At 73.7% G+C, this 21268-nt stretch carries 6 protein-coding genes; 4 read left to right on the plus strand and 2 right to left on the minus strand.

Going from position 1 to position 21268, the window contains the following annotated elements; genetic code table 11:
- Positions 1-3 precede the first annotated feature (3 nt).
- Both IEZ10_RS17760 and IEZ10_RS17765 read left to right on the plus strand, forming a co-directional pair.
- Positions 4-13545 (plus strand): DUF8616 domain-containing protein, encoded by a 13542-nt coding sequence (locus tag IEZ10_RS17760; RefSeq protein WP_189247621.1) that lies wholly within the window; start codon positions 4-6, stop codon positions 13543-13545.
- A 4-nt stretch (positions 13546-13549) separates the two neighbouring features.
- The gene (locus tag IEZ10_RS17765; protein WP_189247622.1) at positions 13550-14053 is read left to right on the plus strand and encodes a hypothetical protein; all 504 of its coding nucleotides are present in this window, start codon (positions 13550-13552) and stop codon (positions 14051-14053) included.
- Positions 14054-14152: 99 nt separating this feature from the next.
- Here the strand turns inward: IEZ10_RS17765 and eccCa are convergent, their stop codons facing one another.
- Complete coding sequence (gene eccCa / locus IEZ10_RS17770) at positions 14153-18157, minus strand: type VII secretion protein EccCa (protein WP_189247623.1); 4005 nt, start codon at positions 18155-18157, stop codon at positions 14153-14155.
- 155 nt (positions 18158-18312) lie between these two features.
- On the opposite strand from eccCa, the gene eccD reads away from it, so the two are divergent.
- Together eccD and IEZ10_RS17780 are read left to right on the plus strand one after the other, a co-directional pair.
- A complete protein-coding gene (eccD, locus tag IEZ10_RS17775) occupies positions 18313-19758 on the plus strand; it encodes a type VII secretion integral membrane protein EccD (protein WP_189247624.1) in 1446 nt (481 codons plus the stop codon).
- A gap of 131 nt (positions 19759-19889) precedes the next feature.
- A complete protein-coding gene (locus tag IEZ10_RS17780; RefSeq protein WP_189247625.1) occupies positions 19890-20336 on the plus strand; it encodes a YbaB/EbfC family nucleoid-associated protein in 447 nt (148 codons plus the stop codon).
- Between the two features lie 173 nt (positions 20337-20509).
- On the opposite strand, the gene IEZ10_RS17785 is transcribed toward IEZ10_RS17780, so the two are convergent.
- The gene (locus IEZ10_RS17785; RefSeq protein WP_189247626.1) at positions 20510-21265 is read right to left on the minus strand and encodes a hypothetical protein; all 756 of its coding nucleotides are present in this window, start codon (positions 21263-21265) and stop codon (positions 20510-20512) included.
- Positions 21266-21268 lie beyond the last annotated feature (3 nt).

Genomic DNA, 21268 nt, shown 5'->3' on the forward strand with positions numbered 1-21268 from the left:
TCCGTGGGGTTCGACGGTTTCCTCGTGCCCGACTGGGCCAAGCCGTACGTCGGCTGGGCCGTCGGGATGGACTGGCCGGAGGGGGACGAGTCACGGTGCTTCCGGCTCGCCGACGCCTGCGCGGCCACCGCCCGGAGCGTCGCCGGGGAGGGGCCGCTGTCCTCCCAGGGCTCGCTGGGGGCCGCGGGTGGCGTGAAATGGGACGGCGAGGCCCTGAAACTCTTCGCCGAGCACGTAAAGCAGGTCTCCGGAGGTAAGCAGGCCGAGCTGGTCGACCGCCTGGTGTCGGCGGCGCTGGAGCTCAACCAGGCCGGGGTGCAGGTCGAGTACACCAAGAAGATGATCGAGGTGTCGGTCTGGTTCCTGATCTTCCAGATCGGCTGGCTGCTGGCGGCCTCGGCAGGCCCGTGGGGCGCGCTGTCACTGGCGCTGATCGGCCCGCGCGTGCAGCTCGCCCGGATGACGATCCGGCAGATCGCCCAACGGCTGCTGATCAACCTCGCCCTGTTCGGCGGGCTGGGCATCGCCATGGACGTGGGGGTGCAGCTGTCCCAGTCGCGGCGCGACGGCATCGACTGGGAGTCGGTCAAGGCGTCGGGAATGATGGGCGCGCTGAGCGGCGTGTTCCTCACCGCCCTGCCGGCCGGGCTGTCCGGGCTGTCGACCGCGGGGCTGCGGGCGGGGCTGAGCCGGGCCGAGATGACGGCCTTCGAGAAGTTCCTGGCGGCCTCCACCAGCTCCATGTGGGGCATGATGGCCCAGTCCGGGCTGGCCAACGGCGCGGCCACCGCGATCAGCCTGGGGATGAGCGGCCAGTTCGACTGGGAGATGGTGCTCAAGGGCACCACGGCCGGCGTGATCGGCGGCGCGGACGCGCACTGGGCTGGGCAGCCGACGGTGCGCGGCGCGGGCGGCGACGGAGGAGGGCCCGCCCACGGCGGTGACGGCGGCGGGCCCGCCGGCGGCCCGGCGGGCGGACACTCCGCCGGGGGTACGGTCCCGCACGACCCGGGAGGCCCGTCCGGTCCCGCCGGCGCGGTCACGCACGACCCGGGCGGTCCGTCCGGCCCCGGGGGGACTCCGCCCGATCCCGGTGGGCCGCCCGGACCCGGCGGCGCGGTCACGCACGACCCCGGCAGGCCGTCCGGCCCCGGCGCCGCGGGCGCTCACCAGGCCGGTTCCGGCCGTCCCGCCGACCCGGTCACCGCCTCCGGCGGCACCGGTCACGCCCCCGCGGACCCGGCCACCGTCCTGGCGCAGGCCGTTCCCCCGGCTGCCCTCGGACCGGACGGCACGGCCTCGCCGCACACCGCGCCGCAGGCCGTTTCCCCGGTCGCCCTCCGGCCGGACGGCACGGCCTCGCCGCACACCGCGCCCCTCGTGGACGCGGCGGCCCCGGCGCGCGTGCCGGCCCACGCCGAGACGACCGCCCCGGCCTTCACCTCCAGGAACGGGGGCGGGCCCGCCGGGTCCGCCGTACGGACGGAGAACCCCGGTCCGGGGACCGCGGCCGGGCGGGTGGAGAGCACCGGTCCGGCGTCCGCCGTCACACGGACGGAAGGCGGGAGCCAGACACATCCGGCCGCCGGGCCGGGCCGGGCGCACGTGACGGCGGACGGCACGGCACGTCCGGGTCCGGGCGGCACCGCGCACTCCGGGCCCGGTACGGCCGCGCATCCCGCGCCCGACACCGCGCGGCCCGGTTCCGGCGATGCCGCGCACTCCGGCACCGCGCGGCCTGGTTCCGGTGATGCCGCGCACTCCGGCGCCGGGGGCGCCGCGCGTCCCGGGCCCGAGGCCGCCGTTCCCACCGTGCCCGCCCCGCGGGACCCGGTCACCACCGGGGAGAGCGCCCCGGCCGCGCGGCCGGGGGCGGGGAGCATCGACTCGCTGATCAACCACGGGGACGGGCGGGGAACCGCCACCGTCCTCACCGAGCAGCCGGGCGCGCTCGCGCCACAGCCGTTCCCGGCCGCCGACCCGGACGCGGTGCGGCCGCCGCGCCCCATCACCCTGCGCGACCACGAGAGCTTCGCCCAGAGCGTGGCCACGGGGATCACCGGCCCCCGGGAGCCGCTCAGGACCGGCGCGGAGAGCATGCGGGCCGACCGGGTCACCCTGGGCGACGGAACGCGGGCGGTGGACAAGGAACTGGCCGGCCGGGACGCCCGGGACCGCGAGTACCTCACCTCACGCCTGGGGCAGGCCGTCGGGGCCGACGTGGCCGCCGTGCACATCACCGGCGAGCGGCGCGTCCTCGTCGACTGGGTCGGCGGGGAGCGGGCGGAGGTCCGCCTGAACCCCGACGGGAGCTGGGAGGCGCCGGGCCACCACGGCACGGCGGACGGCGTCCTGCTGGGCCTCCTCGACACGCTCACCAGCCACTACGACCGCTTCCGGTTCCCCGACGCCGACCTCGATCTACGGGCGGCGGACATCGACCTGCGGGTCGGGGAGAACGGCTCGCTGAGGGCGTTCGACCACGAGAAGGCGTTCCAGGGCATCCTCCCCGACACCCGCAACCCCTTCGTCCGGCACTTCTTCCGGGAGACGGCCCCGATGAGGGTCGAGTGGGCGGGGAACCCGCTCAGCCGGAGCGACATCGAGGTCCTCCGCGCGCGGATCGACGCGCTGGAGGGCGAGTTCCGGGTGCTGGGCCGGGACGACTGGTACGCCAACGCCAAATTCGCCTTCGACCGGATCGCCGAGCACGCCGAGGGCACGACGTCGCTCCTCGACGCCGCCCGGGAGCCCGCCGATCCCCGTCCCGGCCGGGCACCGAGCCGCGCGAACGGCCCGGACGCCCTACCGGGAAGCGAGGAACCGGCGTCCTCCGGCGGGACGCGGGACGGGACGTCCGAGGGCGAGATGCGGGACGGGACGTCCGAGGGCGAGTCGCGGGACAGGGCGTCCGAGGGTGGGACGCGGGACGCGGCGTCCGCGGACGGGGCGCGCGGCGTGCCGCCCCGGAACGAGGCGCCGTCGCCGGGCGAGGTCGCGGCGCGGTTGATGGACCCCGGTGGGGAACTGGGCCGGAGTGCGGCGGGCGGGGTGCGCCACTCCCGGCTTCTGGACGTCGGTGGTGTGCGGGCGGAGATCGTCACGTTCGGTGACGGGCGTACGGCGATGCGGCTGACCGGGCGGGACGCGGAGGCGGCGGAGGCGGCGGCGCTGACCCGGGTCGCGCTGGGGCTGGACGGTCCGGCGGTGCACCGTTCCGGTGACGTCGTCTACCGGGAGTACGGCGATGACGCGTTGCGCAGGAGCATCAAGACGGGCGTCCGCGAAACCCGGCTCATCCCCGACGGGAACAAGTTCCGGGAGCTCGTCACCTTCAACGACGGGAGACAGGCGTTCCGCGTAGAGCGCAGGACGATCGACGCCGCGGACGCCATCGAGAGGGCGGCGCTGCCCCCCCTGTCCACGGCGGACGCGAGCGGGGGGATCCACCGCGCGAGTGAGACGGTCGTCTACGAGACCCGTGTCAGGGCGGCCGACGATCCGGACGTGAAGCCACTGGTGTGGAGCGAGTCACCGGGCCACGAGGCCAAGCGGGGCCTGTACGACGTCCTGACGCTGGGCGAGACCTTCAACATGCACACGATGGAGACGAACGCGCACGGCGAGTCCTTGCTGCGCATCGAGCGGGGCTTCGCCGACATATGGGACAAGAAGCTCCTCGACGGCCTCCTCGACGAGGGCGTCGTCTCCCGGCTCGGCGCCGTCGATTTCAGGTTCCGCCGCAACGGTCTCACCGGGGAGGACGCCGCGGCCGTCGCGGCGCGGCTGGAGGCGCTGCGGCCGGAGTTCGAGCGGCGCGGGTGGCATCGCTGGCACGAAGAGATGACGGAGCGGTTCGAGTACCTCGGGCGACAGGCCCGGGGGGATCAGCCGTTGCTGACCGGCCCGGACGCCGTCCCGCACGGCCCGCTCCTGCCGGACGCGACGCCGCACGACGGCGCCGTGTCCCCGGTCGCCCGCTCGGCGGACGCGGAGTGGCCGCACGACCCCGCGACCACGCGGCCCGACGAGGCGCTTGAGCGGGTGCTGCGGGACGGTGACCTCGGACGGCTGAACGAGGCGCTGGCCGATCCCGCGGCCCACCCCGACGACGCGGCCCGGGCGCGGGCGTACGCGGAGCTGGTCGACGCGGGGCTGGCCGAGCTGCCGCGCAGCCGGGGGACCGTGCAGGTGCGGGTGCCCGTCGACCGGCTTCCCGAGGGGTTGGCGGCCGGTCAGGAGTTCACCGCGCGAGGGTTCCTGGAGGGGGTGGACGACCCCAGGTTCCTGCCGGACATGGATCGCAGCGCGCGGCTGATCGTCTACGGCGAGCACACGCGGGTGGGGGACCTGTCGGGCCGGCCGCACCAGGTGGTGTTCGAGGGGAACAGCCGGTTCAAGGTGCTGGGGGTCCACGAGACCTCCTACGGCGTCAAGGAGTACTTCGTGGCCCGCGTCTCCGACGTGGAGGGGGTTCTTCCCGACACCCGGACAGGCGGACTTCCGAAGGCCCCGCCCGAGCTGTCCCCACTGCTCCAGCGGCATTTCGACGAGCACCGCGAGACGACCGAAGCCGGCGTGTGGTACCGCGACCTGAGCGACCCCGAGGACCGGGACCTGGCGGAGAGCGCGCGCGCCGTACGGAAGATGGACGGCCTGTTCTACGTGGACGCCCACGGCGACTCGGACGGGATCTACATCGGCGAGGACGGGCTGAGTGCCCAGGAACTCGCGATGTTGCTGCTCAACGAGCCCGGCCTGCGGCCGGACGACGTCATCTACCTCGGCAACTGTGAGGTCGGCCAGAGGGCCTTCGCCCAGGAGCTGGCCAGGGAGACCGGCCATGTGGTGATCGCCGCCGACTCGATGATGTCCGTCAACCGGTTCGGCGACATGAACCCCGTGACCGATGGGAAGGCCCGCACGACCATGACCGCCCGCGGGCGGCTGATGATCTTCCTGCCCGACGTTCCGGTCCCCCCGGTGGCATGGGAGCGGGTCCGGTCCGGTCTCACCGACCTGCCGTTCTTCTCCGACGGTCCCGGAGCGTATGGGGGCCCGCAGCCCGGGATCAGGGCGGCGGAACCCGCGACCCGCGCGGAGTCCGTGACCCGTGTGGACTCCGTGACCTCTGCGGAGCTCACGACCCGCGTGGAGCCCGTGCCTCGTGCGGAGCCCGCGCCTCGTGCGGAGCCCGTGACCCGCGTGGAGCCCGTCGGTCGGGCGGAACCGTCGCGTCCGGCGTCTTCGGACGTGCCGCCGCCGGCCCGGACGGAGCCGTCTTCCGGCCGCCCGGACCCCGTGGACACGGCGCGGCCGGTCCGGGACGCAGGGGAGGACGCGACGTCCTCCGGCGAAGCGCGGGACAGGGCGTCCGAGGGCGAGATGCGCAACAGGGCGTCCGAGGACGAGGCGCGGGACGCGGCGTCCGCGGACGAGGCGGACGGCGCGCCGTTCCGGAGCGGTGCGCCGTCGCCGGACGAGGTCGCGGCGCGGTTGATGGATCCCGGTGGAAAGCTCGGCGGGAGCGTGGCGAGCGGGGTGCGCCATTCCCGTTTCCTGGACGCCGGTGATGCGCGGGCGGAGATCGTCACGTTCGGTGACGGGCGTACGGCGATGCGGCTGACCGGCAGGGACGCGGAGGCCGCCGAGGCCGCGGCGCTGACCCGGGTCGCGCTGGGGCTGGACGGTCCGGCGGTGCACCGCTCCGGTGACGTCGTCTACCGGGAGCACGGTGACGACGCGCTGCGCAGGAGCATCGAGACGGGCATCCGCGAAACCCGGCTCATACCCGTGGGGGACGACTTCCGGGAGCTCGTCACCTTCAACGACGGGAAACAGGCGTTCCGCGTGGACCACAAAACGATCGCCGCCGCGGACGACGCGGAGGTGGCGGCGCTGCCGCACCGGTCCGCCGCGGAGGTGAACGGAGGGCTCCACCGCGCGAGCGAGACGGTCGTCTACCGGACCCGGGTCAGGACGACCGACCCTCCGGTCGTGACAGGGGATCCGGGGGTGAAGCCGCTGGTGTGGAGCGAGTCGTACGGCCACGCGGTCAAGCGGGCCGTGTACGACGTCCTGACGCTGGGCGAGAGCTTCACCGCGCACGTGACGGACACGAACGCGCGCGGCGACACCGTTCTCGGCATCGAGCAGGGCTTCGCCGACATGTGGGACAAGACGCTCCTCGACAACCTCGTCGTATGGGACGACCACTACCAGTCCAACATCGAGTACTACAGGTTCCGCCGCAACGGTCTCGCCGATGAGGACGCCGCGGCCATGGCGGCGCGGCTGGAGGCGCTGTGGCCGGAGTTCGAGCGCCGCGGATGGCAGCGCTGGCACGACGGCATGGTGGAGCGGCTGGAGCTCATCGGGTGGCACACCGGGGGAGAGAAGGCGGTGCTGACCGGCCCGGACGCGGTTCCGCACGGCCCGGTCCTGCCGGACGTGGTGCCGCACGACGGGGCCGGTGCCTCGGCCGCGCATGACGGGGTGACCGCTCCGGCTTCTGTCGTGCGTCCGGCCGATGCGGCATGGCCGAATGATGCGGCCGGTGTGCGGCCGGATGAGGCGCTGGCCCGGGTGCTGCGGGACGGCGACCTGGGACGGTTGAACGAGGCGCTGGCCGATCCCGCGGCCCACCCCGGCGGCGCGGCGCGGGCTCGGGCGTACGCGGAGCTGGTCGGTGCGGGGCTGGCGGAGTTGCCGCGTGAGCGGGGGACCGTGCAGGCGCGGATTCCCGTAGACCGGTTGCCGGAGGGGTTGGCGGCCGGCCAGGAGTTCACCGCCAAGGGGTTCCTGGAGGGGGTGGATGACCCCCGGTTCCTGCCGGACATGGACCACAGCGCGCGGCTGGTCGTCTACGGCGAGCACACGCGGGTGGGGGATCTGTCCGGCAGGCCGCACCAGGTGGTGTTCGAGGAGGGCGCCCGGTTCAAGGTGCTGGGGGTCCACGAGACCTCCTACGGGGTCAAGGAGTACTTCGTGGCCCGCGTCTCCGACGTGGAGGGGGTCCTTCCCGACACCCGGACGGACGGCGGGCTTCGGGAGGCCCCGCCCAAGCTGACCGGAAGGCTCCGGAAGCACTTCGACGAGCACCGCGAGACGACCGACGCCGGAGTGTGGTACCGCGACCTGAACAATTCCAATGATCTGCGCATAGCGGAGAGCGCGCGCGCCGTACGGAAGATGGACGGCCTGTTTTACGTGGACGCGCACGGGAACTCGGACGGGTTCTACATCGGCTACGACAAGTTGAGCCCTCGGGAACTCGCGACGTTGCTGCTCAACGAGCCCGGCCTGCGTCCGGACGACGTCATCTACCTCGGCAACTGCGATATCGGCCAGAAGTCCTACGCCCAGGAGCTGGCCAGGGAGACCGGTCACGTGGTGGTCGCCGCCGACTCGACGATGACCGTCAGCCATCGTGGCGACATGGTCCCCGTGATCGGTGGCCAGCCTTCCTACTCCATGACCGGCCGCGGGCGACTGCTGATCTTCCTGCCCGACGCTCCCATCCCCCCTTCGGCATGGCAGCGGATCCGGTCCTGGATCACCGGCTTGCCGTTCCTGTCCCACGACTCCGGAGAGCATGGGAGCCCGCAGCCCGGGGCCAGGATGGCGGAGCCCGCCGGCCGGGTGGACCTGGCTCGTTCGACGCCTTCGGACACGACACCGCCTGCCCGGACGGAGCCGTCTTCCGGCCGTCCGGATTCGGCGGGCGCGGCGCCGCAGGCCCGGGACGCCGTACCCGCGGGGGAGGACATGCCCCCCTCCGGCGGTACGCGGGACAGGGGATCCGAAGCGCGGGACGCGGCGCCCGCGGGTAGGGCGCCGGAGGGGGCGCCCGCCGGGGAAGGCGCGGCGCCGCGGGACGGAGCGCCGCCGGCCGGACCGCGGACGCCGGACGAGGCCGTGGCGCGGCTGATGGACCCCGGTGGGGAGCTCGGCGGGAGCGCGGCGAGCGGGGTGCGCCATTCCCGTTTCCTGGGCGTCGGTGATGCGCGGGCGGAGATCGTCACGTTCGGTGACGGGCGTACGGCGATGCGGCTGACCGGCAGGGACGCGGAGGCCGCCGAGGCCGCGGCGCTGACCCGGGCCGTGCTGGGCCTGGACGGCCCGGCGGTGCACCGCTCCGGTGACGTCGTCTACCGGGAGTACGGCGACGACGCGCTGCGCAGGAGCATCGAGACCGGAGTCCGCGACACCCGGATGGTACACACCGGTTCCGGCCGGTCCGTGGAGCTCGTCACCTTCAACGACGGGGTGCAGGCGAGACGGGTGGACTGCGGAAGCATCGCCCAGGCGGACCGGGTGGAGGCGGGTGTCCTGCCGCCCCGGACGGTGGCCGACCCGAACGGGGGCCTCCACCGCGCGAGCGAGACCGTCATCTACCGGAGCCACCTTTCGCAGACCAACGTCCCGGAGCTGCGGCCGCTGGTGCGGGACGAGTCGCCCGGCCACGCGGCCAAGCGGGGCCTGTACGACGTCCTGACGCTGGGCGAGACCTTCGACCTGCACCGGACGGGAACGAACGCGTCGGGGGAGCACCTGATCGGCGTCGATCGGGACTTCGCCGGCAGGTGGGGCAAGCCCGTCCTCGACGGCTTCCTCCGCCGGCCCACTTCCGCGGGACCCGGAGACTTCGTGTTCCGTCACAACGGCCTGTACTGGACGGACGTCGTGGCCGCCCACGCCCGGTTGGAGGAGCTGCGGCCGGAGTTCGAGCGTCGCGGGTGGGGCGCCTGGCACGACGGCATGGTGGAGCGGCTGGAGCTTCTCGGGCGGCACGCCGGGGGAGAGAAGGCGTTGCTGACCGGTCCGGACGCGGTTCCGCACGGTCCGGTCCTGCCGGACGCGGTGCCGCGTGACGGGGCCGTCACCCCGGCCGCGCGGCCGGCGGATGCGGCGTGGCCGCGTGATCCGGCCGGTATGCGACCCCGTCAGGCACTGGTCGAGCTGCTGTGGGAGGGTGATCTTGGACGGCTGAACGAGGCGCTGGCCGATCCGGCGGCGCGTCCCGACGACGTGGCTCGGGCGCGGGCGTACGCGGAACTGGTCGGCGAGGCGCTGGTGGAGCTGCCGCGCAGCCAGGGGACCGTGCAGATGCGGGTGCCCGCCGACCGGCTTCCCGAAGGACTGGCCGCCGGTCGGGAGTTCACCGCCAGGGGGATCCTGGAGGGGGTCGACGACCCCCGATTCCTGCCGGACATGCCGCACAGCGCGCGGCTGATCATTCACGGTGAACACACGCGGGTGGCGGAGATGTCCGGCAGGCCCGGTCACGTGATGATCGAGGGGGACGCCCGGTTCAAGGTGCTGGGGGTCCACGAGACCTCCTACGGCGTCAAGGAATACTTCGTGATGCGGGTCACGGAGGGCACGGAGGGCGGCACGGCCGTCCCACACCGGGACGTCCGGCCCAAGGAGCGTCCCGAGCTGCCGGACAGGCTCCGGCGGCACACCACGATGAACCGTGAGGTGACCGATGCCGGCGTGTGGTACCGCACGCCCGCGGAGGTCCTGAAGACGGACTTCGCCGCCAGCGTGCGCGCCGTGCGCAAGATGGACGGCGTGTTCTACGTGGACGGTCACGGGAACTCCAGGGGGCTTTTCATCGGCGGTGAGCACATCCCCGCCGCGGATCTCGCGGCCATGCTGCTCAACGAGCCCGGCCTGCGTCCGGACGACGTCATCTATCTCGGCAACTGCAAGGTCGGCGCGGAGCGGTACGCCCAGGAGGTAGCCAACAGGACCGGCCATGTGGTGGTCGCATCCGAAACGCTGATGCACGTCGACGACAAGTCGGGTGACATGGTCGCCCTCCGTCCGGATCACCGGCCCGGCACCATGGCGGGCCGCGGACGGCTGCTGATCTTCCTGCCCGAAGGCCCGGTTCCCCCGGCGGCGTGGGAGCGGGTCCGGTCCATGGTCGAGGCCCCGCCGCCGCTCTCCCCCGACGGCCCCGGCGACCTCGGCGGCCCAGGTGGTCCAGGAGGGCTCGACGGCACACGACCCGGACCCGGCGGTGAGCACGGCGACCCGCTGAGCCGATCCGCCGACGAGCACGGCGCCCTGCGGCACCGGCCGGACGAAGCGCGGGAAACGCCGGGCACGGATTCATCGGGCACACCGGATCCGTCCCACTCGCCGGACGCGCCGGGCCCGTCCCGCGTGCCCGATGAGCCCGCGCCCGGCACGCCGGACCCGTCCCGCTCGCCGGACGCGCCCGCCGTACCGGTCCGGGACGACGGGCTGGCCGCGAGTGCGGCGGGCGGCGTCCGTGAGACCCGCGTCGTCGAGCGCGGCGGCACCCGCGTGGAGGTCGTCACCTTCGAGGACGGCAGGCAGGCGATCCGCCTCACCGGCCGGGACGCGGACGCGGCGGAGATGGCGGCCATGGTCCGCGGGGCCATGGGGATGGACGGTCCCGCGACGCACCGCGCCGGTGACGTCGTGTACCGGGACTACGGCAACGAGGCGCTGCGCAGGAGCCTCGCGACCGGGATCCGCCGCTCGGAGCTGTTCGAGAACGCCCAGGGCCGGATGGAGGAGCTGGTCACCTTCAACGACGGCCGGCAGGCCGTCCGCACCGAGTACATCCGCGCCATCGACGCGGACGCGGACGAGCTGACCGGCCTGCCTCCCCGGTTCGTCGGCGCCGCCGACAGCGGGATCCTCCGCGCGGGTGAGACGGTCGTCTACTCCGAGCACCGCGTCTCCCGGGGGGACCCGAGACCGGAGGGGGCCGCCTGGCACGAGTCCCCCGCCGAGCGGACCCGGCGCGGCATGTACACCGTGCTGACCATGGGGGACGGCTTCTCCCGGCATGAGGTGACCGTGGACGCGCACGGCGTGCACCACCTGCGGATCGGTGAGGAACTGCCCGTGCGGTGGGGCGGTCCGGCCATCCGGGAGTTCCTCGTCGCGCACCGGTCCCCGGAGGCGGCGGAGTCTCCCCAGGTCACGTTCCGGCAGAACAGGTTGAGCCCGGAGGATGCCGCGGCCGTCTCGGCGCGGCTGGAGGCGCTGCGGCCGGAGTTCGCGCGCCGGGGCCGGCTCGACTGGCACGACGGGCTCATGGACCGGCTCGGGCACCTCGCCCGGCACGCGGACGGTGAGCGTCCCGTGCTGGACGGCCTGGACGGCCGCACCGGGACCGGCGCGGACGGCGGGCATGCCCCGGAGGCCGGGGACTGGCGTTCGCGCGACCCCCGCGCGGCGCTCTCGGAGCTGCTGACGCACGGCGACCTGCCGCAGGTGCACGACGCGCTGGCCGGCCGTACCGGAGACCCCGGCGACGCCGCGCGGGCCGGCGCCTACCTCGACCTGGCGAACGCGGAGCTGGCCGTGCTGCCGCACCGCGCGGGACAGGTCGAGGTGCGCGTCCCGGCCGACTGGCTCCCCGGGGACCTCGCCCCCGGCCGTGAGGTCGCGTTCCGCGGCCTCCTGGAGGGGGTCGACGATCCGCGGTTCCTGGCGGACGCGCCCGGGAGCGTACGGCTGACCGTCCATGGCCGCTACGCGAACGTGGGCGACATCTCCGGAAAGCCCCATCACGCGATGTTCGACGCGAACGCGCGGTTCAAGGTGCTCGCCGTTCAGGAGTCCTCCTCGGGGGCGAAGAACTACTTCCTGGCGCAGGTCGGGGAGGTGGCGGACGCGCCCGCGGCGCAGGCCGGCGGCGTCCCGCGGCCGGAGCTGACCGGGGAGGCGCTGCGGCACTTCACCGAGCACCGCGAGGAGACCCGGGCGGGGGTGTGGTACCGCGACCCGGACAGCCCGCACGACATGGTGAACGCGGCGACGTCCCGCGGCGCGCTCCCGGTCGACGGGGCCTTCACCGTGTCCGCCCACGGCGGCCCGGAGGGCGTGTACATCGGGGGCAGGCTGCTGTCGGCGGAGGAGTTCGCGGCGCTGATGCTGAACGAGCCCGGCCTCCGCGGTGACGTGCTGCTGCTGGCCGACTGCGAGGTGGGCCACGCGACGTCGTCCTTCGCCCAGGAGGTGGCCGACCGCACCGGCCGGGCGGTGCTCGCCCCGGACGCGCTCTACGGCGTCACCAGGTACGGCGACGGGTTCGTCGGCTCCATCCAGGAGGCCCCGCACTCCCTCCTCGGACGCGGCCGGCTCCGCATCTTCCTGCCCGAGGGCCCGGTGCCCCTCACGACGTGGGAGAAGGTCCGGGCGTGGGCCGGGTCGGGGCGGCCGGCGCACCCCGGTCCCCCCGGTCACGACCGTGTCCCCGCCGTCCCCGCCGTCCCCGCCGTCCCCGCCGCGCTCCCGGACGGGCACGAGCCGGGGGCCGCGACCCGCGGCCTGCCGCGCGAGGCCCCCGGTCCCGGACGTGACGTCCCAGACCCCGGGCGTGAGGCCTCCGGGGATGACATCGCCTACTTCGGGCGTGACGCCACCGGCCCGGAGCACGGGGCGCCGGCCCCGGGGCCCGAGACCGGGCCCCGGGTCCCCGACGGGCCCGCGGCGCACCACGCCGGCGAGCACGGCGAGCCGGTCTCCTACATCCGGGACATGGAGGCGTTCGACCGGGTCTACGACGACGCCGCCACCCGCTTCGCCGAGGGGGAGCCGGTGGACGCCATCGTCCCCTACATGACGGAGAACGCCACCGACGGCGTCGGCGCGCCCGGGGGCGGGCGCGGCTTCGGCGTCGAGCTGGAGTTCGCCCTGCCCCGCATCCCCTGGAAGGACTGGCCGCCGGTGGTCGAGTCGATCGCCCGGGAACTGCACGAGGCGGGTCTGGCGGAGGACCCGGTCGTGTACGACTACCACGACTCCGGCAAGGGGTACGACCGCGGGTGGCGGCTGGAACTGGAGGCCGACGGCGGCATCGCCGGCGAGGTCATCTCCCCGATCCTGCACGACGACCCCGCCTCCTGGCGCGACCTGGAGCGGGTCGCCGAGATCATCCGGTCGCACGGGGGCGAGGCCACGGCGCTGACCGGCGGTCACGTCCACGTCGGGATCCCCGACTACGGCACGTCCGTCGCCAAGCACGTCCGGCTGCTGAAGATCTACCACGCCTTCGAGGACGTGCTGTTCCGGATCGCCCAGAACCCCGTCGACGAGCTGGGCATGCACCGCGGCTACGACAACTGCCTGCCCAACGCGGATCCCAGCCACTACCGGGCGAGTTTCGACAACGTCCGCCTGTACAACCTGGGCGTCTCGGCGGTGAGCATGACGGACGCCCGCGGGCTGCCCAGCGACCACCTGGAGTTCCGGATGTGGGACGGCCACGTCGATCCCGGGATCATCCAGACGCGGATCAAGCTCTCCCTGGCCCTGGCCGAGCTGGCGTCCCGCGAGCTCGGCGACATCCCCCCGCCCGAGCGGCTGGGCCATCACGAGGAGCGGCTGCGGAGCGGCGAGCGGATCTCGCGGGAGGAGGAGACCGCGTCCTTCCGCGCCCTGGCGGACCTGGCCTTCTCCCGCACCGCCGACAAGGAGCAGCTCACCGCGCTGTTCGCGCTGAACAGCTGGCAGCCCACGTTGGAGAGGTACATGGAGCTGATGGAGGATTGACCCCGTGAGCATCCGGATCCGCAACACCTCGGCGGCCCAGGCCCCGCCGTCCGAGCCGCTGAAAGACGACGGCACCCCGTACGCCTACGAGATGATCGACGGCTGGTGGCGGGTCTACGCCGACGACCCGGCGGAGCTGGTGGCGGAACTGATCCCCGGCTACGCCGCGCCGGCCGGTGAGGAGGAGCGCGCCGCCGCCCGGCTCCGCCTGGCCGTGGACTTCCAGGTACGGCTGCAGGCGCGGCTCGCCGTGGACGGGAACCTCGACGCCTGCACCCCGGAGGAGCAGGAGGTCATCCTCGCCGACCGCGCCGAGCCGCCCGCCCCGCCCGCCTGGAACGCCGCCGTGCCGCTGGTGCTGGTCACCTCCCACTACGAGCCGCACGCCCCCCGGCTCCGGCCGAGGGCGCCCGCGGGGGCGGTGATCTGGCTCGACCCCGCCGACGAGCTGAGCCTGCTGACCAGCCTCGCCGGGGCGGGCCTCATCCGGCTGGGGCGGGCGGCGTGACGCCGGCCGGGTCCGGCCCGGGCGCCGGCCACCGCCGTCCCCGCCGGGCCGCCTCCCAAGCCCGGGGAGGCGGCCCGGCGCCGGTCGGGCGGCCGGGTGTCACTCCTCCGCCGGCTCCTGCGGTGGCAGGAACGCCGTCTGGACCAGCCGTGCGCCGTACCTGCGGTCGACGTAGTAGCCGCGGCCCGGCGGCAGCGGGTGCGGCCGGACGTTGCCGAACAGGAAGCCCTCGTCCTTGTTGCCCGACAGGATGACCGCGGGGCTGGCCATGTCCTTGAGCCGCTGGATGTTCGAGTCGAACATCGCCCGCCCCATGCCGCCCATCGCGCGGGACACGATCAGGTGCAACCCGATGTCGCGGGCCTGGGGCAGCAGCTCCGCCAGCGGCTGCAGCGGGTTGGACGAGGTCGCGACGAGATCGTAGTCGTCGACGACGATGTACAGGTCCGAACCCTGCCACCAGCTCCTGCTGCGGAGCTGCTCGGGCGTCAGGTCGGCCGGGGGGAGCCGCTTGAGCAGGGCGGCGCGCGCGTCGCCGATCAGGCCGGCCGCCGCCGCGCTGGAGGCGGCGTAGCCGATGCGGTGCTCGGTGGCGGCCGAGTCCAGCAGGGTCCGCCGGTAGTCGATCACGATCATCATGGCCTCGCGCGGCGTGCGCCGGGCGACCAGGCCCTCGGTGATCAGGCGCAGCAGGTTGGACTTCCCGCTCTCGGTGTCGCCGACCACGATGAAGTGCGGGTCGGCGTCGAAGTCGAGCATGACGGGCGACAGGGTCGCCTCGTCGATGCCGATCGGGATCCGGCCGGGGCCGGTCTCCTCGACGCCGGGCAGGGTCTCGGCCGGCAGCACCGGCGGCAGGAGCCGCACGCCGGGGGCCGGGGGCCCCTGCCAGGCCTCACGGACCGCGTCGACGAGGGCGCGTACGCCGACCGTGAGGTCGTCGGCCTTGCTAACGCCGTCGATCCGCGGCAGCGCCCCCAGGAAGTGCAGGCCCTCCCGGGTGAGGCCGCGTCCCGGGGTGCCCTCGGGCACGGCCAGCGACGCCTTGCGGTTGACCTCCGACTCGTAGGCGTCGCCCAGTTTCAGCTCCACCCGGGTGCCGAACAGGTCGCGGATGCCGGGCCGGAACTCCGACCACTTGTTGGTGGCGGCCACGATGTGGATGCCGTACCCGAGGCCGCGCGCGGCCAGGTCGGTGATGACCGGCTCCAGCGACTCGAAGTCCTGCCGGACGGTCAGCCAGCCGTCCACCACCAGGAAGACGTCGCCGAACCGGTCGCCCTCGATCGCGCCGTCGGCCACCTGCCGCCGGTAGGTGGTGATCGAGTCGATGCCCTGCTCGGCGAAGTCGCGTTCCCGCTGCTCCAGCAGGGTGGCGACCTCGGCCACCGTACGGCGGACCCGGTCGGTGTCCAGGCGGGCGGCGACGCCGCCCACGTGGGGCAGGCCCTCCAGCGAGGCGAGCGAGCCGCCGCCGAAGTCCAGGCAGTAGAACTGCACCTCGCGGGGGGTGTGGGTGAGCGCCATGCTGGTGATGAACGTGCGCAGGATCGTGCTCTTGCCGCTCTGGGTGCCGCCGGCGACGCCGACGTGCCCGGCCGCGCCGGAGACGTCCAGCCAGAACGGGTCGCTGCGCTGCTCGAACGGTTTGTCGATGATGCCGATGACCGCGTGCAGCCGTCCCCGGCCCGCCCACCCGGTGGTGGTCAGGCCCAGCTCGGGCGTGACCGACAGCGGCGGCAGCAGGTGGGTGAGGGTCGGCGCGTCGGCCAGCGGCGGGAGCCAGATGCGGTGGGCGGGCGGTCCCTGGCCCTTCAGCCGGTCGACGACGATGTCCAGCAGGCTGAGGGAGTTGCCCTTGGCGGGGGTGCTCTCCGCCGGGGTCAGCTCCTTCCTGGGGGGTTCGGCCACGACCGGCACCGGCGCGAACTCCGGCCCGTACTCCACGATCTCCCGCACCGGCGCATCGCCGTCCGCGGAGGCCGCGCGGTGGGGGTCGGCCTGGTAGGCGCCCGACACGTAGGCGGCCTTGAACCGGGTCATCCCGGTGGTGTCGAACTTCAGGTAGCCGTTGCCCGGCGCGGGCGGCAGCTCGTAGGCGTCGGCGACGCCCAGCACGACCCGGCTCTCCATCGCGGAGAAGGTCCGCAGGCCCACCCGGTAGGACAGGTGGGTGTCCAGGCCGCGCAGCCGGCCCTCCTCCAGGCGCTGGGAGGCCAGCAGCAGGTGCACGCCGAGCGAGCGGCCGAGCCGGCCGATCATCACGAACAGCTCGATGAACTCCGGTTTGGCCGTCAGCAGCTCGCTGAACTCGTCGATCACGACGAACAGCGTGGGCATCGGGCGCAGGTCGGCGCCCTGCTCGCGGGCGCGCTCGTAGTCGCGCAGGGAGGCGTAGTTGCCGGCTGCGCGCAGCAGCTCCTGGCGGCGGATCATCTCGCCGTGCAGGGCGTCGTACATGCGGTCGACGAGGGGGAGCTCGTCCTCCAGGTTGGTGATGACCGCCGAGACGTGGGAGAGCGTCTCCAGGCCCAGGAAGGTCGCGCCGCCCTTGAAGTCGACCAGGACGAAGTTCAGGATCTCCGAGGAGTGGGTGATCGCCAGGCCGAGGACCAGGGTGCGCAGCAGCTCGCTCTTGCCCGAGCCGGTGGCGCCGATGACCAGGCCGTGCGGCCCCATCCCGCCCTGCGCGGACTCCTTGATGTCCAGCTCGACCAGCCGGCCGTCCACGCCGAGGCCGATCGGCACCCGCAGCCGGTTGCGTCCGGCCCTGGGACGCCAGGTCACTCCCGCGTCGAGGCGCGTCGGGTCGCCGACGCCGAGCAGGTCGGTCAGCGAGGTGTTGACCGACAGGACGTCCTGGGCCTCGCCGCCTCCCGCGGTGGTGGACGCGCGCAGCGGCGCGAGCTGCCGGGCCAGGCCCTCGGCCCGCAGGAAGTCCAGCCGGTCGGGGTCGCCGAGCCGGGTCGAGCTGCGCTTGCCCGCGTGGTCCACCTTGACCATGTGGAAGCCGTCCGGCTGGACCTCCAGCCGCAGCGTGCTCTTCTCCTCGATCGCCCCCGCCGACCCCGACAGGTCGATCACGGTGACGCCCTGGATGGCGTCGGTGCCGAGCTGGGAGTCGTGCGGCACGTGCCCGCCGTCCAGGATCAGCACATGGTACGGCAGGGCGTCGGTGGAGGCGCCGGGCCGGAACCTCGCCCGCTCCTTCAGCTCCCCGCCGACGAGCCGGTCGAGCTCGGAGAGGTTCTCGGCCATGAGCCGCACCGGGCCGGCGGCGTCGGTCTCCTCGGGGTGCAGGGCGTGCGGCAGCCACTTGACCCAGTCCCACTGGGCCATCCACTCCTTGCTCGCGCACACCATGATCCGCATGTCGTCGGGGGAGTGGAACACGGTGATCTGCGCGATCATCGCCCGCACCAGCTCCCGCACGGCCACCGGGTCGCCGGTGAGGTTGATCCGGGCGAAGGAGTGCAGGGCCACCGCGACGGGCAGCCCGGCGACCGTCGAGTGCGCCCGGACGAACCTGCGCAGCGCGCCGGAGGTCAGCGCGTCCAGGTCCTCGACCGGCCGGGAGTCCGGCGGGACGAGCTGGACGGCGAGTTTCTGCACGCCGGTGCCGAGCCGTACGGTGCCGAAGTCGTCGTCGCGGGGGCGGCGCTCCCACAGCCGCTGGCTCATCGCGACCCACCACAGCGAGTCGGGGGCGGGGCCGCTCCACTCCAGCGCCTCGCGCTGCTGGACCGCCGCCCGCCGCGCCCGCTTGCGGATCTGCGACAGGTAGCGGAAGTAGTCGCGGCGCAGGCCGTTCAGCCGCTGCCGGCGCTCCCCGGACTGGCGGCCGAGCTGGCCCAGCGTCATGCCGAGCATGGAGACGCCGAACAGGCCGCTGGCCACGTACATGATCGGGTTGGCGTTGCCGCCCGCGGTGAACATCAGGCCCATCGCGGCCGCGCCCGCCACCATCGGCAGGTAGGTCAGCACGGCCGTCATGCCCTGCGACTGCACCTCGGGGATCTCCGGCGGGGATTCGAGCAGGATCTCGCCGCGTGGGGGCTTGGGCGGGGGCCGGCGCTCGGGACGCCGTACGACGACGATGCTCACCCTGCGGATGCCTTCCTGGTCGTTCCTCGCCGTCCGCGACGCCGTCCGTCCGGCGCCGTTCGGGTACGGCTCTCGCACATGATCCCTCTTCTCACCGCTACGGTATCCGGCATATCCCTGATGTCCGTGATGGATATGGGAAAAGGAGGACAACCGTGAGGTCGCTGGCCCAGCCGCCCGTCCCGGTCCCGGCGCCGCAGGGCGCGCTCGCCCAGTTCGCCGCGCCGCTGCCCGCCCTGTGCCACGTCACGATCGTCGGACCCCGCAAGAAGGCCGACCTGGCGCTGCCCGCCGACATCCCGCTCCCGCACGTGCTGCCCGGCCTGCTGCGCGCGATGGGCGAGATCGGGGGAGAGGCGGCGACGGCCCCCGGGTGGGTGCTGCAGCGCCCCGGCGGGCCGCCCCTCGACATCGCCCAGAGCCTGGGGGCGCTGGGCGTGCTCGACGGCGAGGTGCTCTACCTGCGGCCGCGCGAGGCCGCCGCGCCCCCCGCCATGTTCGACGACGTGGCCGACGTGGTCGCCACCGGCGTCAAGGAGAGCGCCGGCAACTGGACCTCCTCGCACACCCGCCTGGTCGGCGTGGGCTCGGCCATGGCCGTGCTGGCCGCCGGGGCGGTGACGCTGGTGTTCGCCGGGCCGCCGTGGACGGCCTCCGCCGTGGTCGCCGGGGTGATCGCCCTGCTGCTGGTCGTGGCCGGGGCCCTGGTGTCACGGGTGGTGGGCGACTCCTTCGCGGGCGCGCTGGTCGGCCACGCGGCCCTGCCGTACGGCTTCATCGCCGGGCTGCTGGCGCCCGCCGGGAACGGCGGGCTGACCGGGCTGGGGGCGGCGCACCTGCTCGCCGCGTTCGCCACCGTCGGCCTCGTGGCGACGATCGCCGTGATCGCCATCGCCGACGGCGTGCAGGGGTTCCTCGGCACGGCGATCGCCGCGATGGCCGGAGCGGTGAGCTCCGGCGTCGTGATGGTGTCGGGCGCCTCCCCGGCCGGGGTCGCCGCGGTCACGCTCACGGTCCTGCTGGCGTTCAGCTCCCTGATCCCGACGGTGTCGTTCCGGGCCGCCGGGATGCCGATGCCCTCGATGCCCACCAACGCCGAGGAGCTGCGCGGCGACAACCAGCGGGTCGACGGGCCGTCGGTCCGGGAGCGCACGCTCCGGGCGCAGGCCTACGCCACCGGGATGGTCGCCGGGCTCGGGATGGTCGCCCTGGGGACGGAGCTCTACCTGGCGCTGGAGGACGACTGGGTCGCCATGGCGGCGACGGTGACGCTGGCGCTGACCCTGCTGCTGCGCTCGCGCGTCTTCCGCGGGTTCGGCCAGCGGCTCTGGCTGGTCGCGGCGGGCCTCGCCGGGCTCGTCCTCTTCGCGCTCGCCCGGGTGGCCGGCGCGGGCGGGGTGGCGGCGATCATCGCGGTGATGGGGCTGATGTGCGCGGCGGCGGTCGCCGCGGGGATGGGGCTGTGGCTGCGCCACGGCAAGCCGTCCCCGTTCTGGGGCCGGGCCGGGGACATCCTGGAGATCCTGCTGATCATCACGCTGTTCCCCCTGGCCCTCGGCGTGCTGGACGTCTACTCCTGGGTGCGCGGCCTGGCCGGCTGAACCGGAATCGGGTCCGACGGAATGTCACCGAGTGGATTGCGGAGGTGTGATCGGGTGCGGTTAGCTTTCCGCGGAAACCGACCTTTGTGGCGGTCCGGGATGAGTGAGTGCTGGGTAAGAGGGAGCTACCGATGACGGCGGAGTTCGGGGATTTCGCGAACATTGATGTTGACAAGCTCCTGAACGGGGCCGACGGCCAGTTCGCCAAGATGGAAGAGCTCCAGAAGTCCCTGGCGACGCTGGTCGGGCACGCCCAGGACGACGACGGCCTGGTCATCGTGGAGTACGCCGCCGAGGGACTGCGGGAGCTTCAGCTCCACCCCAAGGCGATGCGGCTCAGCTCCGGCGAGCTGGCCGAGCGGATCAAGGATGTCCTGCACGCCGCCACGCAGGACCTCCAGGACCAGGTCAACGCCGCCATGGCCGAGGCGTTCGGCGAGGAGGACAACCCGATGCGGTTCGTCCAGGACCCGGACGCGGCGCTGCAGCAGCTCAAGAGCGCCGAGGCGGCCTACAACCGGACGTTCGAGGACGTCATGGGCGAGCTCGACCGCATCCGCCGCCGCCTGGACCTGTAGCCGTCACCCGGACCTTCAGCCGGTCCGGGGACCGCGCGGTCCTGCGGCCGGCCGGGGACCGTCCCGGACCGGTCCGGGACGGCCGTCCCGGACCGCGTTCCGGCACGGACCGCTCCGGGGCGCGACCGGTCCGGCACCGCCACGGGGCGACGGGGCGCGGACACGGGCGTGGGTCAGCTCCCCGGCAACCCCGGCATTCCCGACGCACCCGGCAGCCCTTTGGTGGACACGGGCAGGCCCTCGATCATCACCTGCTCGAAGGCTGGCATGTCGCCGTTGGTCGGGGTCGTCGCCGTGGACAGCTTCTGCTGGGTGGACTGGGAGAAGAACTGGCCGGCCATCCCGGCGATCATGGCGGCGGCTGCCAGGACCTTGAGGTTCTTCGTCGCCATGCTCTTCAGGCCCGTCTGGAAGATGTTGGCGTACGTTATCCCGGCGCTCTGGATGGCCAGGGAGGCGGCCTGGCCGATGCCGGGGACGACCTTGCCGGCCAGCGCCGCCATGGCGAACCCGAACAGGATGCCGGACCCGGTCGTCGAGACGAGCGCGCCGGCGAACGACATCTTCGCGGCCCCGTCCATGCAGCTCCCGACGGCGTCGTTCATGCCCTTGCACTTGTCCAGCTCGTCGCAGAACTGCTTGTAGGCCGCGTCGAACTCCTCGCGGCCCATCTTCTTCCACTCCTCGTCGGTCACCGACTTCGCCGCGTCATTGATGGCGGTCTTCGTGTTTTCGATGTGGGGGTTCAGGCCCTTCCACCCGTCTCCGCACCCTTTGATGTCGCTCGGGCTGGAGTACAGGACGCCGATCGATGCCGCGGCCATCCGGCAGGCGTAGGAGAACATCGGGCTGCCGGGGATCGCGGCGCTGGCCACGCACATGGCGAGCGAGGTCGTGTAGAGGCCCGTCCCCGAGCTGTAGACGTCCATGCC

Origin of the sequence: Streptosporangium pseudovulgare (assembly GCF_014648055.1) — a bacterium.
Taxonomy (GTDB): Bacteria; Actinomycetota; Actinomycetes; order Streptosporangiales; family Streptosporangiaceae; genus Streptosporangium; species Streptosporangium pseudovulgare.